The sequence below is a fragment of the Marinobacter lipolyticus SM19 genome, assembly GCF_000397065.2.
Lineage (GTDB): Bacteria > Pseudomonadota > Gammaproteobacteria > Pseudomonadales > Oleiphilaceae > Marinobacter > Marinobacter lipolyticus.
Window position 1 is genome coordinate 1,033,010 of the sequence record NZ_KE007306.1, and the last position, 12,829, is coordinate 1,045,838.

Annotated in this window: 13 protein-coding genes; 7 read left to right on the forward strand and 6 right to left on the reverse strand. The window is 58.0% G+C overall.

All coding sequences use genetic code 11. The annotated features are described in order from the left end of the window. The first annotated feature begins 48 nt into the window (after positions 1–48). Together MARLIPOL_RS04720 and MARLIPOL_RS04725 are read left to right on the forward strand one after the other, a co-directional pair. On the forward strand, positions 49–864 hold the full coding sequence (locus tag MARLIPOL_RS04720; RefSeq protein ID WP_012136947.1) for an ABC transporter permease: 816 nt from the start codon (positions 49–51) through the stop codon (positions 862–864). Continuing rightward, on the forward strand, positions 864–1,649 hold the full coding sequence (locus tag MARLIPOL_RS04725) for an ABC transporter ATP-binding protein (protein ID WP_012136948.1): 786 nt from the start codon (positions 864–866) through the stop codon (positions 1,647–1,649). The genes MARLIPOL_RS04720 and MARLIPOL_RS04725 overlap by 1 nt, the downstream gene beginning before the upstream one ends. A 64-nt stretch (positions 1,650–1,713) precedes the next feature. Here MARLIPOL_RS04725 and MARLIPOL_RS04730 read toward each other — a convergent pair whose 3' ends face one another. From MARLIPOL_RS04730 to pedF, 3 genes are all read right to left on the reverse strand, one after another. Then, positions 1,714–3,489, reverse strand: coding sequence for a PQQ-dependent methanol/ethanol family dehydrogenase (locus tag MARLIPOL_RS04730; RefSeq protein WP_012136949.1), 1,776 nt, complete (start codon positions 3,487–3,489; stop codon positions 1,714–1,716). Between the two features lie 208 nt (positions 3,490–3,697). Further along, positions 3,698–4,654: a substrate-binding periplasmic protein gene (locus MARLIPOL_RS04735; RefSeq protein ID WP_012136950.1), complete on the reverse strand. Its 957-nt coding sequence runs from the start codon at positions 4,652–4,654 to the stop codon at positions 3,698–3,700. 75 nt (positions 4,655–4,729) lie between these two features. Next, on the reverse strand, positions 4,730–5,158 hold the full coding sequence (gene pedF / locus MARLIPOL_RS04740; protein ID WP_012136951.1) for a cytochrome c-550 PedF: 429 nt from the start codon (positions 5,156–5,158) through the stop codon (positions 4,730–4,732). A 262-nt stretch (positions 5,159–5,420) separates the two neighbouring features. On the opposite strand from pedF, the gene MARLIPOL_RS04745 reads away from it, so the two are divergent. Genes MARLIPOL_RS04745 through MARLIPOL_RS04760 form a run of 4 tightly spaced genes read left to right on the forward strand, consistent with a single transcriptional unit; the run spans position 5,421 to position 9,154 of the window. Continuing rightward, on the forward strand, positions 5,421–6,596 hold the full coding sequence (locus MARLIPOL_RS04745; protein ID WP_012136952.1) for an ABC transporter substrate-binding protein: 1,176 nt from the start codon (positions 5,421–5,423) through the stop codon (positions 6,594–6,596). 44 nt (positions 6,597–6,640) lie between these two features. Continuing rightward, the gene (locus MARLIPOL_RS04750; RefSeq protein ID WP_012136953.1) at positions 6,641–7,615 is read left to right on the forward strand and encodes a YVTN family beta-propeller repeat protein; all 975 of its coding nucleotides are present in this window, start codon (positions 6,641–6,643) and stop codon (positions 7,613–7,615) included. Positions 7,616–7,622: 7 nt separating this feature from the next. After that, the gene (locus tag MARLIPOL_RS04755) at positions 7,623–8,351 is read left to right on the forward strand and encodes an ABC transporter ATP-binding protein (RefSeq protein WP_012136954.1); all 729 of its coding nucleotides are present in this window, start codon (positions 7,623–7,625) and stop codon (positions 8,349–8,351) included. Then, a complete protein-coding gene (locus MARLIPOL_RS04760; protein WP_012136955.1) occupies positions 8,348–9,154 on the forward strand; it encodes an ABC transporter permease in 807 nt (268 codons plus the stop codon). The genes MARLIPOL_RS04755 and MARLIPOL_RS04760 overlap by 4 nt, the downstream gene beginning before the upstream one ends. 236 nt (positions 9,155–9,390) lie before the next feature. On the opposite strand, the gene MARLIPOL_RS04765 is transcribed toward MARLIPOL_RS04760, so the two are convergent. From MARLIPOL_RS04765 to MARLIPOL_RS04775, 3 genes are read right to left on the reverse strand one after another with little or no spacing between them, the layout of a single operon-like run. After that, the gene (locus MARLIPOL_RS04765; protein ID WP_012136956.1) at positions 9,391–10,062 is read right to left on the reverse strand and encodes an ATP-binding cassette domain-containing protein; all 672 of its coding nucleotides are present in this window, start codon (positions 10,060–10,062) and stop codon (positions 9,391–9,393) included. Continuing rightward, positions 10,055–10,846: an ABC transporter permease gene (locus MARLIPOL_RS04770; protein ID WP_051123085.1), complete on the reverse strand. Its 792-nt coding sequence runs from the start codon at positions 10,844–10,846 to the stop codon at positions 10,055–10,057. The genes MARLIPOL_RS04765 and MARLIPOL_RS04770 overlap by 8 nt, the downstream gene beginning before the upstream one ends. After that, positions 10,843–11,796 (reverse strand): ABC transporter substrate-binding protein, encoded by a 954-nt coding sequence (locus MARLIPOL_RS04775; protein ID WP_012136958.1) that lies wholly within the window; start codon positions 11,794–11,796, stop codon positions 10,843–10,845. The genes MARLIPOL_RS04770 and MARLIPOL_RS04775 overlap by 4 nt, the downstream gene beginning before the upstream one ends. A gap of 340 nt (positions 11,797–12,136) precedes the next feature. Here MARLIPOL_RS04775 and MARLIPOL_RS04780 point away from each other — a divergent pair, with 340 nt between their 5' ends. Further along, positions 12,137–12,814: a response regulator gene (locus tag MARLIPOL_RS04780; protein ID WP_036190739.1), complete on the forward strand. Its 678-nt coding sequence runs from the start codon at positions 12,137–12,139 to the stop codon at positions 12,812–12,814. Positions 12,815–12,829 lie beyond the last annotated feature (15 nt).

Consider the following 12,829-nt stretch of genomic DNA (forward strand, 5'->3'; position numbering starts at 1 on the left):
GTTGCCCGCGATGACTTTGCCGTATTTTGTGACCAGAGGAGACAACGTATGCGAATGATCAACCGTCATCCCGGGCGAGTCTCAGCCACCCTGCTTGGCCTGCTTCCCTTCCTGTTGATCATGCTGATATACAGCCTGGCCTCCCAGGAGCGCTTGGCGGACAACCCCAACGACAAACTCCTGCCCGGCCTGGAACAGATGACCGCGGCAGTGGATCGCATGGCATTCCAGGAGGATCGCCGCAGCGGTGATTATCTGATGTGGCAGGACACTACCGCCAGCCTGGAACGTCTCGGCCTGGGCATTGGCATTGCCGCTCTGCTGGCTTTAGTGGTGGGCATACTCAATGGGGTTCTGCCGCTGATCAGGTCCAATCTGGCACCGCTGGTCTCGGCACTTTCCATGGTTCCGCCCCTGGCGATACTGCCCATACTGTTTATCGTGTTCGGACTGGGTGAGCTCTCAAAGGTCATGCTGATTGTCATTGGCACCGCGCCGATTATGATGCGGGATGTGGCACAGCGGGTCCGGGAGCTTCCGGGCGAACAACTGATCAAGATTCAGACCCTTGGCGCCAATTCCTGGCAAGTGATTACCCGCATGGCTCTGCCCCAGGTGTTGCCACGCCTGATTGATGCCGTGCGCCTGAGCCTTGGCCCCGCCTGGTTGTTCCTGATTGCCGCGGAAGCCATCGCGTCCACCGAAGGTCTGGGTTACCGGATCTTTCTGGTACGGCGGTATCTTGCCATGGATGTAATTCTGCCCTACGTCATCTGGATCACTATTCTCGCCATTGTCATCGACCAATGTCTGCGCTTTACCAATCGCAGGCTGTTCCCTTGGTACAACGCAGGAGGTCACTGATGAGTTTTATTACCGTCCGAAATCTCTGGAAAGAGTATGGTGATCAGGTGGTGCTCGAAAACCTGAACCTGAACGTGAAACAGGGAGAGTTCTGTACTCTGGTGGGTGCTTCCGGCTGCGGGAAATCCACCTTCCTGAAAATGCTGTTGGGTCAGGAATCTGCCAGCCGGGGCGAATTGTTGCTGGAAGGCGAAGCCTTTCCGGAAGAGCCAGACCGAAACCGGGGCATCGTGTTCCAGCGCTACTCGGTATTCCCACACCTGACGGTGCGCCAGAATGTGCTGATGGGCCTGGAGCTGGAGCAGAAACCCTGGCTCGGCAAACTGTTCGGAGCTGCGCGACGTGAGGCGCTGGATAAAGTGGACGCCATGCTCGAATCTGTAGGACTTGGCCACTCAGCCGACAAATGGCCCCACGAACTGTCCGGCGGCATGCAGCAAAGGCTGGCCATTGCCCAGTCCCTGATCATGCGCCCGCGGGTGCTACTGCTGGACGAACCCTTTGGCGCATTGGACCCCGGTATTCGCAGCGACATGCACGACCTGTTGCTAAAACTGTGGCAAGAAACAGGCACCACCATCTTCATGGTCACCCATGACCTGAAAGAAGGTTTTTACCTGGGCACCCGCTTGCTGGTTTTCGACAAAGTTCGTAACGATCCCCACGATCCTCAGGCATTCGGCGCCACGATTACCTATGACCTTCCGATCACTCAGACCAATGAGAATCTATTTGACGATATAAACAACTCAGTCAACCAGACGGCAAGGCATCAGGCGGCCTGAACGCAAAAGGGGCTGCCCGGAAGCAGCCCCTTTCAAGCCGGAAGAACACCGGCTCTTTTGCGGATTACTTACTTGCTACACGATCCTTCGGCAACTTGAAGGTCCAGACCGTACCACCCTGGTTGAAGTCCTTGACCACCTTGGCCACTTCACCGCCCCAGAGTGGCACCGCACCACCCCAGCCAGACGCGACGGAGACGTACTGCTCACCGTCCATGGTCCAGGTCACCGGCGTACCGACCACACCGGAACCGGTATTGAAGCGGTAGAGCTCTTCGCCAGTCTTGGCATCAAAAGCCTTCAGGTAGCCCTCAGGCGTTCCGGTAAATACCAGGTTGCCTGCAGTGGTCATCACACCACCCCACAGCGGCGCGGTGTTTTCATAACGCCAGACTTCCTTGCCAGTTTTCGGGTCCATCGCACGCAGCACACCGATGTAGTCGTCGTTAGCTGGTTTGATGGTAAAGCCCGCGCCCAGGAAGGCTGCGCCTTTCTTGTAGGAAACCGGCTCATTCCAGATATCCATGGACCATTCATTGGATGGCACATAGAACAACTCGGTATCCTGACTGTAGGCCATGGGCATCCAGTTCTTGCCGCCCAGGAAGGCCGGCTGGGCTACAACCACTTCACCCTTGCTTCCCTCCATTGCCGCAGGATCACCCGGACGTCCGCCCTTGGTGTAGATGGGGCGACCGGTCTTGGGATCCAGACCCTCGGCCCAGGTGATCTTGTCGACGAACGGGAAGCCACGGATAAAATCACCATTTTCCCGGTTCAGGACGTAGAAGAAGCCGTTACGGTCGGCGGTGGCGGCGGCCTTGATCGTCTTGCCATTCTCGTTCAGATCGAAGGAGATCAGCTCGTTAACGCCATCGTAATCCCAGCCATCGTGCGGTGTGGTCTGGAAGTGCCACTTGATGCTACCGTCGTCCGGGTCGATAGCCAGACGCGAGGAAGAAAACAGGTTATCTCCCGGGCGCAGGTGCGAGTTCCACGGCGCAGGGTTACCGGTACCGAAGAACAACGAGTCGGTGTCCGGATCGTAGGTGCCACCCAGCCAGGTCGCCGCACCGCCGTTTTTCCACATGTCGCCGGGCCAGGTCACGCCGGCTTTGCCACCGGAAATGCCGTTTTCGACTTTCTTGCCGTCCTTGTAGACGTAGCCCATGTGGCCTTCCACCGTGGGACGGGTCCACACTACGTCACCGGTATTGGCGTCATAGGCTTCGACCTTGCCAACGATACCGAATTCGCCGCCAGACACCCCTGTGATTACCTTGCCCTTGACCACAATCGGTGCCGCAGTAATCGCGTAGCCTGCCTGATAATCGGCCACCTTCTTGATCCACATCGGCTTGCCGGTGTCCTTGTTCAGGGCAACCAGCTTGGCGTCGAGAGTACCGAAGATCACCTTGTCGTCATACAGGGCGACACCCCGGTTCACCACGTCACAGCAGGGCATGATGCCATCCGGCAGGCGGGCGTCGTATTGCCAGATTTCCTCGCCGGTGCGCGCATCGATAGCGTAAACACGGGAATAGGACGCCGTGACATACATCACCCCGTCCTTGATCAGCGGCTGGGACTCCTGACCGCGCATTTTCTCGCTGCCGAAAGAGAACGCCCAGGCTGGCTGCAGATGCTGAACGTTGCTGGTGTTAAGGTCTTCCAGGATGCTGTAACGCTGCCCCTGGGTTCCCATGCCGTAACTGACGACATCCTCAGGGGTCTTATGGTCATTCATGATGTCTTTGTCGGTTACTGCATGGGCGCCGTACGACACCGCCAGCGCCAGGGCACTGGTAGCAATGCGAATCCCGAACTTGTTCGTTCTCATGGTTGCGCTCTCCAATTCTCTTGTTTTCGGTTCTCTGGTTTCCGTTTCAGGACGAACCGGGAACTTTTCCCGCCTCTGAAGTGATTCTTCGCTTTGCGGGAAAAACCGACAATTACCCCCCGGAACAGGTTTTCTCATCACTTCGTACTACTACTTCCCAAAAAAAAGCCCGCGAGGATGTCGCGGGCTTCTCACTACAATGTGGAGCTCAAAGTTCGCCTGCGGCCTTTGCCAATGCTTCCTCACTCAGGAACTCCCGATAGTACTGTGGCACGCTGTAGCGAAGATCCAGTTGGGCAAACAGGGACTGCAGATCACCGGACTTGACCAGATCACCGATGATCGCTTCCAGGGCATAGCCCAACTGCCGGTGGGTATGTTTGATGGCCATGCCCACATCCCAGACCTGTTTGCCAATGGCAGGGAAGCCATTGCTGGCGGGCTGGAAATCCCCGTTCTCCGGCCGACTCATCTCATGATCGATCTCCGCACGCATCCCCATAACCGCACTCACTTCCCCGTTACGCATCGCCGCAAACGCCTCTCGCACGTTGGTGTAATGGCGGACCTGACTTCGTAATCGTCCCTGCAGCCCCGAGCTCAGGTAAAAATCCGGCAAGGTATCGATTTCCACGCCAATGGGGTGATACTGGAACACCGCCACGGTATCGACGGCATCCAGCTTTTCCGGATTGAATGCAATCTGCCAGGTTTCCTGCTGGTAAGGCCCGAACAACACCACCTGCTCATTGATGTATTCCCCCGTGGAGTCCTGCATGTAGGCGTACTTCTTGTCGTAAGGAACGCGCATCATCACGTCGGCCAAACGACGCTTGGCCAGGTAGTGCCCCTTCCAGACATTGTTCCGCAAGTCATCGCCCAGGTTTTCATCGGGGACAATCCAGTGCACCCTGAACTCCACCCCCATTTCCTCGGCAATCCGCTTTCCAATCTCAACGTCGATGCCCCGGGGTTCACCGTCCACCTGGTATGAATAGGGCGGGAAGTTTTCATAGACCCCGACCTTGAGGTAACCGGACTCTAGAATAATGTCGTAGGTCCGGTCCGCCGGCCGGTTCAGTAACGGGTCACCGTCATCGACTTCCTGGGCAAACCCCAGCTGGCAAAGCAGCAACAATGCGAGAATACGAGACAGTATTTTCATTGTTTTCCCCCAACGACGTCAGGCCGGCACAAGGCCGGCCCGGAAACAGGCTTCAATACGGAATGGGCGCGACCATTATTCCGGCTTGGGCAGTGACTCCACATAGGTCCGTATGGCCCATATGGCGTTCTGGTCCAGAGTTTTCTTCCAGGAAGGCATGCCACGATCAGTGCCGTTAAGCACGCGGTTGACGTAGTACTCGTCATCCCATTCGGTTAATTCCCGAAGGTCCGGAGTCAACCCCCCGGACATGGCACGGATGCCATGGCATCCGGCACAGTTACCGGCGTAGGCGCTCTCCCCCACTTCTACCGCTTGGGCATTGTAGTCACCATGCTCATTACCCTCGCGGAAGGGGTTTTCCGTCCGCACCTCATCCCCCAGTTCGGGCAAATTACCAGTATCCACCTCCTGAGGTGTTACGTTTCCGTGGGCCATCACCAGACCAGCAACCCCCATCAGAGTGGCCGCCAGAAGTGCATTGAGTGAAAAGGAAGTTGCCATTGTTGCTACCTCTTGTTTTGATTCCCCGTGCGTTGGCTATTGGTGTTATCAGGTGCCAACTTGCTGACTACCAGTCTAGGAATCCCGACATCGAATCCGAATGCCACTTTGGGGGATTTGGCTTAGTTCCTTGGTAGTAGGTGTCAGGTGTTGCGGTGAAAATCTCATCCTTTAGTACCGTCAGATTGCTACTTTCTGAATATTTCAGCTGGTATAGCGCTTCTTTATGCTCGGGTGAAGACAATAAGAATGGAGAGCATTCATGCCACGTTGCAGCGCCAAGGGCTTTATCAGCCTGATCGCCTTCGCCCTGCTGTCTACCAGCGTCCTTGCGGAGCCACTCAAGGTGAGAATTGGCCACGTTCAATGGGTTCCGGACCAGGGGCCGGTGCTGTCAAATGTGATTCCGGAGCCGGAAGACGCCGGACTGCGGGGCGCCGAACTCGCCATTGCCGATAACAGCACCACCGGCAAGTTTCTGGGGCAGACCTATTCGCTGCAGAGCAAAGTTGCGGATTCCGAAGAAGCTGCTGTTGCCGCTTTCGAGGCTATGCACCAGAACGGTATGGAGCTGTTCGTCGTGAACGCTCCCGCACAGACCCTGAAAATCATCATGGATAAGGCCGGTGACAACACCCTGGTTTTCAACGCCGGTACCAAGGACGCCACCCTGCGTACCGGACAGTGCCACTCCAACCTGCTACACACCATGCCCAGCTACGCCATGCTAACCGATGCTCTCGGTCAGTGGCTGAACCAGCGGCGCTGGAATGAGGTGTTTCTGATTACCGGTCCCACTGAGGCCGACAAAGGCTGGGCCGATGCCTTCCGTCGCTCCGCCAAACGCTTCGGCCTGGAGATTGTCGAGGACAAACCGTGGACTTTTGAAGCCGACCTGCGGCGCACCGCCTCGAAGGAATTGCCACTGTTTACCCAGGCCAGTGATTACGATGCCGTGGTGGTGGCCGATGTGCGGGGCGATTTCGGTGAGTACGTACCATTCAACACCTGGTTGCCACGTCCCGTCGTCGGCACCCAGGGCATGTCGCCGGTGACCTGGCACCGGGTGGTGGAAAGCTGGGGCGCGGCGCAGTTGCAGAATCGCTTTCGCGACCTCGCCGACCGCGACATGAACAGTGAGGACTATGCGGCCTGGGCCGCGATTCGTTCAATTGGCACCGCTGTGACGGCACTCGGCAATGCGGCCCCCAACGAGATCCGCAGCTACCTGTTCAGCGACAAGTTCCAGTTGGCAGCGTTCAAGGGCCGCAAGCAAACTTATCGCGACTGGAACGGCCAGCTCCGGCAGCCCATCCCGCTGGTTCACCCACGAGGTCTGGTGGCCCGTGCGCCCTTTGAAGGCTTTCTGCATCCCAATACCGAAATGGACACCCTCGGCTTCGACAAGCCTGAGAGTGAGTGTCGAATTAATAACTGACCGCTTCCAGGGCCGCCCCCTCCCCAACAAGAAGGAGTTACACAATGAAGTCCATGTTCAAGCAAACCGCTCTGGCTGCGATGATCGTCCTGTCGACACCGGCGCTGGCCAGTCTGGCGTATGTATCCAACGAAAAAGACAATACCCTCTCGATTATCAATACCGAGTCCCGGGAAGTTGTCGAAACCATTAGTGTAGGCCAACGGCCCCGGGGCATCCTGCTTTCCATGGACCATACCAAGCTGTACATCTGCGCCAGTGACGACGACACCGTACAGGTGCTGGATCTTGCTACCCGCAAGATCGTCGACACCCTGCCCTCCGGCGAGGACCCCGAGCAGTTCGCCCTGCACCCGAACAACAAGCACCTGTACATCTCTAACGAGGACGACGCCATCGTCACGGTAGTGGACGTGGGCACCAAGGAGGTACTGGCGCAGATTGATGTCGGCATCGAGCCGGAAGGCATGGCCGTCAGCCCCGATGGCAAATGGGCGGTCAACACCTCCGAAACCACCAGCATGCTGCACTGGATCAACACCGACACGTTTGAGATTGAAAAGAACATCGTCATCGGTCAGCGCCCGCGCCATGTGGAGTTCAGCAAGGACAGCAAGATCGCCTGGGCCTCTGCGGAAATCGGCGGCACCGTGCACATCATCGATGTCGACAATCTGGAGCAGATCCACGAGATGTCCTTCAAGGTCCCGGGCGTCAACCAGGATCGCGTGCAGCCAGTAGGCATCGAGCTGACCTCCGACGGCAAATTCGCCTTCGTGGCCCTCGGCCCCTCCAACCATGTAGCTGTGGTGGATGCCCAGACCTACGAGGTGCTCGACTACCTGCTCGTGGGCAGTCGGGTCTGGCAGCTGGATCTCGACAAGGACGAAAAACACCTCTATACCACTAACGGTGTGTCCGGCGATGTGTCGGTCATCGACGTGGAGGACCTGAAGGTGATCAAATCCATCAAGGTAGGCCGCTACCCCTGGGGCGTGGTCATTGATCCCTCTTCATAACACCAGCATGACCATTGAAGCCAGAAACATCAGCTTTCGCTACGGCGACAAGCCAGTGCTCAAAGAGGTCAGCTTTGCGCTGACCTCTGGCCGTTTTCATGCTCTGTTGGGCCCCAACGGTGCTGGCAAATCGACATTGTTCGGCTTGTTAACCCGGCTGCTGGCGCTGCAGCAGGGCGAGCTCCTGCTCGCCAGTCAATCGTTGAAAAAACAACCGTCCGAGGCCATGCGACAGATTGGCGTGGTGTTCCAGCAGAACGCCCTGGATCTGGACCTGACCGTACGCCAGAACCTGCTCTACCACGCAGCGCTCCATGGCCTTTCCCGCAAGGAAGCCCGCACGCGGGGTGACCGGGAACTGGCGCGTTTCGAGTTGTTGGAGCGGGCCAACGACCCGGTGCGGAAGCTCAACGGTGGCCACCGCCGGCGGGTGGAAATTGCCCGCGCCCTGCTCCATGAGCCTTCGCTTCTACTGCTTGACGAACCTACCGTGGGGCTGGATGTTGCCAGCCGCAGGGCTCTGAATGATCACGTCCGCACCCTGTGTGACGAGGCGGGCCTGACGGTGCTGTGGGCCACGCACCTGATCGAGGAGGTCCGCCAGGAGGACCGGGTGCTGATCCTGCACCAGGGGCAACTACTGGCCGACGGTTCCGGCCAGGCCATTTGTGAGGCTGAGGGCACCCGCGACCTGGCGGAAACCTTCCACACCCTGACCGGAGCCGGATATCCATGAAAGCTGCGCATTACTGGCATTGTTTCGTTGGTATTCAGACACGGGAGTGGCTGCGGTTCTGGCAGCAGCGCACCCGCTTTGCCAGTGCCCTTGTGCGGCCCCTACTGTGGCTGGTGGTGTTTGCCGCCGGTTTCCGGGCGGTGCTGGGAATTTCCATTATTCCGCCCTACCAGACCTACATTACCTATGAGACTTACATCGCCCCCGGGCTGTGCGGCATGATCATCCTGTTCAACAGCATGCAGGGTGCACTGTCCATGGTGTACGACCGGGAACTGGGGAGTATGCGGGTGTTGTTGATGAGTCCGTTGCCTCGGCCGTTTCTTCTGGTGACGAAGTTGCTGGCCATGGGGGTGGTGTCGGTGGGGCAGGTGTACGTGTTCCTGCTGCTGGCGTTGCTGGTGGATGTGGAGCCGCCATTGTGGGGCTACCTGGCGGTACTTCCCGCCCTGATCCTGGCCAGCCTGATGCTCGGCGCTCTCGGCCTGCTGATTGCCACCTGGATCAAACAGCTGGAGAACTTTGCCGGGGTGATGAACTTTGTCATCTTTCCGATGTTCTTCATGTCCTCGGCGCTTTACCCCCTGTGGCGTATGAATGAGGCCAGTCCCTGGCTGTACTGGATCTGTCAATTCAACCCCTTCACTCATGCGGTAGAGGCGATCCGGTTTTCGCTGTACCTGGAATGGAATCCTATGGCCTTTGGCATCACCGCGGGCGTGACGGTCGTTCTGTCTCTGCTCGCCACTGCCGGGTTCAGACCTCAGCGGACGAAGATTCTTGGCACTTCCAAGCCTGCCTGATTGGGTGATAGTGGGCTGTGGGGAATAGGTTTCCAAAACACGCTCCTTGCGGCACATCCATGTGACGCTTGGGCTCCGCCATCCATGGCTCCGCACAGTTTTGGAAACCTATTCCCCACAGCCCACCCATACCTCGCGCTAGAAGCCAAACACCACTCGCCATAGGTCGGATTAGCCGTAGGTCGGATTAGGCGAAGCCGTAATCCGACAAACAGGCAAACTCCCATAAACGAGGACTAGGAGTCCGCCAGCTCAAGCCTTCGTAGCCTCCCCAACAACCCATCAATCAAACCTGCCTCACCAACCACATCATCCCACTGCAGCCGCGCCGGCTTGCCATCCAGATACCACAGTCGATTTGCCAGTATCTCGGCGTCACCACCATCATGGGTCACACAAATCATCGCCATGCTCGGATTGGCATCCAGAATGCCGGCAATCAGTGTTTTCAGCTCACCGGCCATCACCGGATCGAGTGATGCAAAGGGTTCATCCAGTAACAACAGGTCGGGCTTCACCGCAAGACAACGGGCAAGCGCCGCTCTTCGAGCCATACCAAGGGAAAGCTGATCCGGCAGATAGTGGCCATATCCTTTCAGACCCACACTGGCGAGGTGGTTTTCTGCTTCCTGCGGAGTTGCGCCCGCCAGCTGGAGATTGGCGCTCAAGGTTCGCCAGGGTAACAGACGATGTTCCTGAAACAGATAGCCGACCCGAAGTTTGTCACGGCCGATGACGGCTTCTTGCGGAATTGTTTTGTCCAGACCAGCGATGGCGTTCAGCAGAGTTGTTTTGCCAATGCCGGAGGGCCCAAGCAGGCAGATGCGGTCGCCCTTCTCCACGGTGGCGAATATCTCTCCCAGCACAGGCTGGCCGAAGTCGCGGCCGGCAATCCGCAGTTCAAGCATTCGCGGCCTCCGGCTGACGCCAGCGGCTGGAGCGGCGTTCCAGGGGCTGCAGGATGGTCAGTTCAATCAGTTGGACCACGGCAATGAACGCCAGGCTGTAGGCCAGGATGGTGGCAACGTCGAAGACCTGGAAGGCCAGGTGGAGCTGGAAGCCAACGCCGCTGGAGCGGCCCAGCAGTTCCACCACCAGGACGATTTTCCAGATCAACGCCAGGCCGCCGCGGGTGGCGGCCATCAGGTAAGGAAACAGTTGTGGCACCCAGACCTCGCGAAATCGCTGCCAGCGGGTGAATTCGTAAACGGTGGCCATTTCCTCCAGCCGGTAATCGAGGCTACGAGCACCTTCGCGGACCGTAACGGCAACATTGGGTACTTTGTTGATGACAACGGCCATGACGGCCGCCACCTCCACCAGACCGAACCAGACGTACATCAGGATGATGGTGACCAGTGCGGGCAGGTTAAGCAGCAGCACCAGCAGCGGATCGAACAGGGCGTTGGTGGTGGCGGATCGGCCCATGCCGACACCAATGACGGTTCCCAGGGACATGGCCAGGACAAAGGCCACCGCCACACGGCCGAAGGTAGCGCCCAGGTGATGCCAGAGTTCTCCGGACGCAGACTCTCGTATCAGTGTATCCAGCACCTGAAGCGGTGTTGGCAACAGCGGTGACTGAACCAACCAGGCGATCAGCGCCCAGATGAGCACGAAGGCCGGAAGCACCACCCAATAACACCAGAAGGGGGGTCGCCCTTTTGCAGCAAGACTTCCGGGGTTAGTCATGGTTCACTCCGATAGAAGAGTGAGGCTGGCATCAGGTTATCTGCAGCCGCTCCGGTGAGCACCAGTAAACGCTGCAGGTCGGCTGTTCGCTGATCAGTTTGCGGTGCCGGTGTACCGGCAACAAATCCATCGCGAAGCGCCCCGAAAATACCTTCTCCCGGATTACCCATCAGTGGCCGGAGTCGCTCCCAGTAGCCGGCATCATCTGCCAGTTCAGCTTTCGCCTCACGCAGTGAGCCGGCAAAGCGCCGGAGCAGAGATCGATGCTCCCGCGCCCAACTTGCCGGAAAGACATAGCCCAGAACAGGAAGGTTGGTATCCAGATTCAGGGCGGCCAGCAGGTCGGCCATGCGGAACGCCGAGCGCCAACCGCCCTCCCCCTTGAGACGAGCAGCAAAATGCCAGTAGGTGACAATCACATCCAGCTGCCCCCGCTTGAGGGCCTGGTTGAGCAATGGTGGTGCCGCGAACTGAACATCTGCGGAATCTGACAGGTTCAGTCCCTGCTGGGCGGCGACTTTCTGCAGCAGTATCCAGCCCTTGCTATCCGGTCCACCGGCGACGCCAATTCGCTTGCCGGCGAGATCCGCCACGGACTGGATGGCGGAACTGTCGGCCACCACGATATCACCAATCTGGCTGGAAAACGGCAGGTACAGGTAAGGGGTGCCCGACTGGTATCGGGCTTGTGCCCATAGCAGGTCCGCTACGGCGCCATTCACCGAACCGCTGGTGACGGCAAGGCGGGAAGCCGGCAGATTGGCCACCGGTGTCAACTCCAGCCGGTAGCCTTGCTTCCGGTCCAGCCCCTGATGAAGAAGGTGGTCGAGCTCCCAGTGCGCGGTGCCAAACTGCAATACGCTGATCGACAGCACTGGCAGGTCGCCCGATTCAGCAGCACGGGCATCGGGCGCCAGTGCCGGTAAGGCCACCAGAAGCATCAGCATCATCACGGCCAGCCGACGGGCGCACCAATGGGTTCCGGATGATCTGAAATGTCGTTCTATTAAAGGCTGCGGGCTCATCTCTCCACGATACGAAGCGGAAAGCCGGGCAAGAATAGTACTTTGGTGCCTGTTTTTTGGTGCGATGGTCGCATTCAACCTGAGACTCAGATGGCGTGTAATGAAATCATCACAATAATAAACAGAGGATCTGCTCCGATTTCGGAGCTTCTCTGCACAGGAGGCCGCCATGCTTAACGAGCTCGATGCCGCACTTTCTTCCGAAAAGCGCTATCATGAGTCAGAAGCAACCCAACCTAATGAAAACAAACAGGTGGAACCACCCATGGAGCCGGCTTACAAAATACTGATCGCCGACGACCACCCGTTATTCCGTGAGGCCATCAGCAGCGTGATCGCGTCCGGATTCGAAGGTAGCGAGATCATTGAAACCGATGATCTCGACAGTGCCCTGGAAATTACCCGCGAGAACGATGATCTGGACCTGATCCTGCTGGATCTGAACATGCCCGGCATGCACGGGCTGAACGGTCTGATCACCCTGCGCAACGAAGCGCCTACCATCCCGGTGGTGATTGTCTCGGCGGAAGAAGACAAGCAGGTCGTGCTGCAGGCCATCACCTATGGCGCCGTCGGTTTTATTACCAAGTCATCCCCTCGGGCCCAGATGACCGAAGCCATCCAGCAGATACTCAACGGCAACGTCTACCTGCCGTCGGACATTATCCGTACCGCTAAGGAAAGCAGCAGCCGCCGCAGTCGCCATGAAGACAATCCGATATCACCGGAGCTGCTGAACTCGCTGACGCGGCGCCAGCTACTGGTGCTCGAGCGCATGTCCAAAGGCGAGTCCAACAAGCAGATTGCCTACAACCTGAACATCGCCGAAACCACGGTAAAGGCCCACGTGTCAGCCATTCTCCGCAAACTGGGCGTGCACAACCGGGTTCAGGCTATCCTCTCCGCCAGTGATGTGGATTTCAGTCAGTATCTGAAGCGTTAACTCGCCTGACTCAAT

What these genes read in the sequence shown, in the direction of transcription:
- MARLIPOL_RS04770 (WP_051123085.1), bottom strand. Translation starts at nt 10,846, where the DNA reads ATGACTAACCCCGGAAGTCTTGCTGCAAAAGGGCGACCCCCCTTCTGG.
- MARLIPOL_RS04760 (WP_012136955.1), top strand. Translation starts at nt 8,348, where the DNA reads ATGAAAGCTGCGCATTACTGGCATTGTTTCGTTGGTATTCAGACACGG.
- MARLIPOL_RS04755 (WP_012136954.1), top strand. Translation starts at nt 7,623, where the DNA reads ATGACCATTGAAGCCAGAAACATCAGCTTTCGCTACGGCGACAAGCCA.
- MARLIPOL_RS04745 (WP_012136952.1), top strand. Translation starts at nt 5,421, where the DNA reads ATGCCACGTTGCAGCGCCAAGGGCTTTATCAGCCTGATCGCCTTCGCC.
- MARLIPOL_RS04730 (WP_012136949.1), bottom strand. Translation starts at nt 3,489, where the DNA reads ATGAGAACGAACAAGTTCGGGATTCGCATTGCTACCAGTGCCCTGGCG.
- pedF (WP_012136951.1), bottom strand. Translation starts at nt 5,158, where the DNA reads ATGGCAACTTCCTTTTCACTCAATGCACTTCTGGCGGCCACTCTGATG.
- MARLIPOL_RS04765 (WP_012136956.1), bottom strand. Translation starts at nt 10,062, where the DNA reads ATGCTTGAACTGCGGATTGCCGGCCGCGACTTCGGCCAGCCTGTGCTG.
- MARLIPOL_RS04720 (WP_012136947.1), top strand. Translation starts at nt 49, where the DNA reads ATGCGAATGATCAACCGTCATCCCGGGCGAGTCTCAGCCACCCTGCTT.
- MARLIPOL_RS04750 (WP_012136953.1), top strand. Translation starts at nt 6,641, where the DNA reads ATGAAGTCCATGTTCAAGCAAACCGCTCTGGCTGCGATGATCGTCCTG.
- MARLIPOL_RS04780 (WP_036190739.1), top strand. Translation starts at nt 12,137, where the DNA reads ATGGAGCCGGCTTACAAAATACTGATCGCCGACGACCACCCGTTATTC.
- MARLIPOL_RS04725 (WP_012136948.1), top strand. Translation starts at nt 864, where the DNA reads ATGAGTTTTATTACCGTCCGAAATCTCTGGAAAGAGTATGGTGATCAG.
- MARLIPOL_RS04775 (WP_012136958.1), bottom strand. Translation starts at nt 11,796, where the DNA reads ATGATGCTGATGCTTCTGGTGGCCTTACCGGCACTGGCGCCCGATGCC.
- MARLIPOL_RS04735 (WP_012136950.1), bottom strand. Translation starts at nt 4,654, where the DNA reads ATGAAAATACTGTCTCGTATTCTCGCATTGTTGCTGCTTTGCCAGCTG.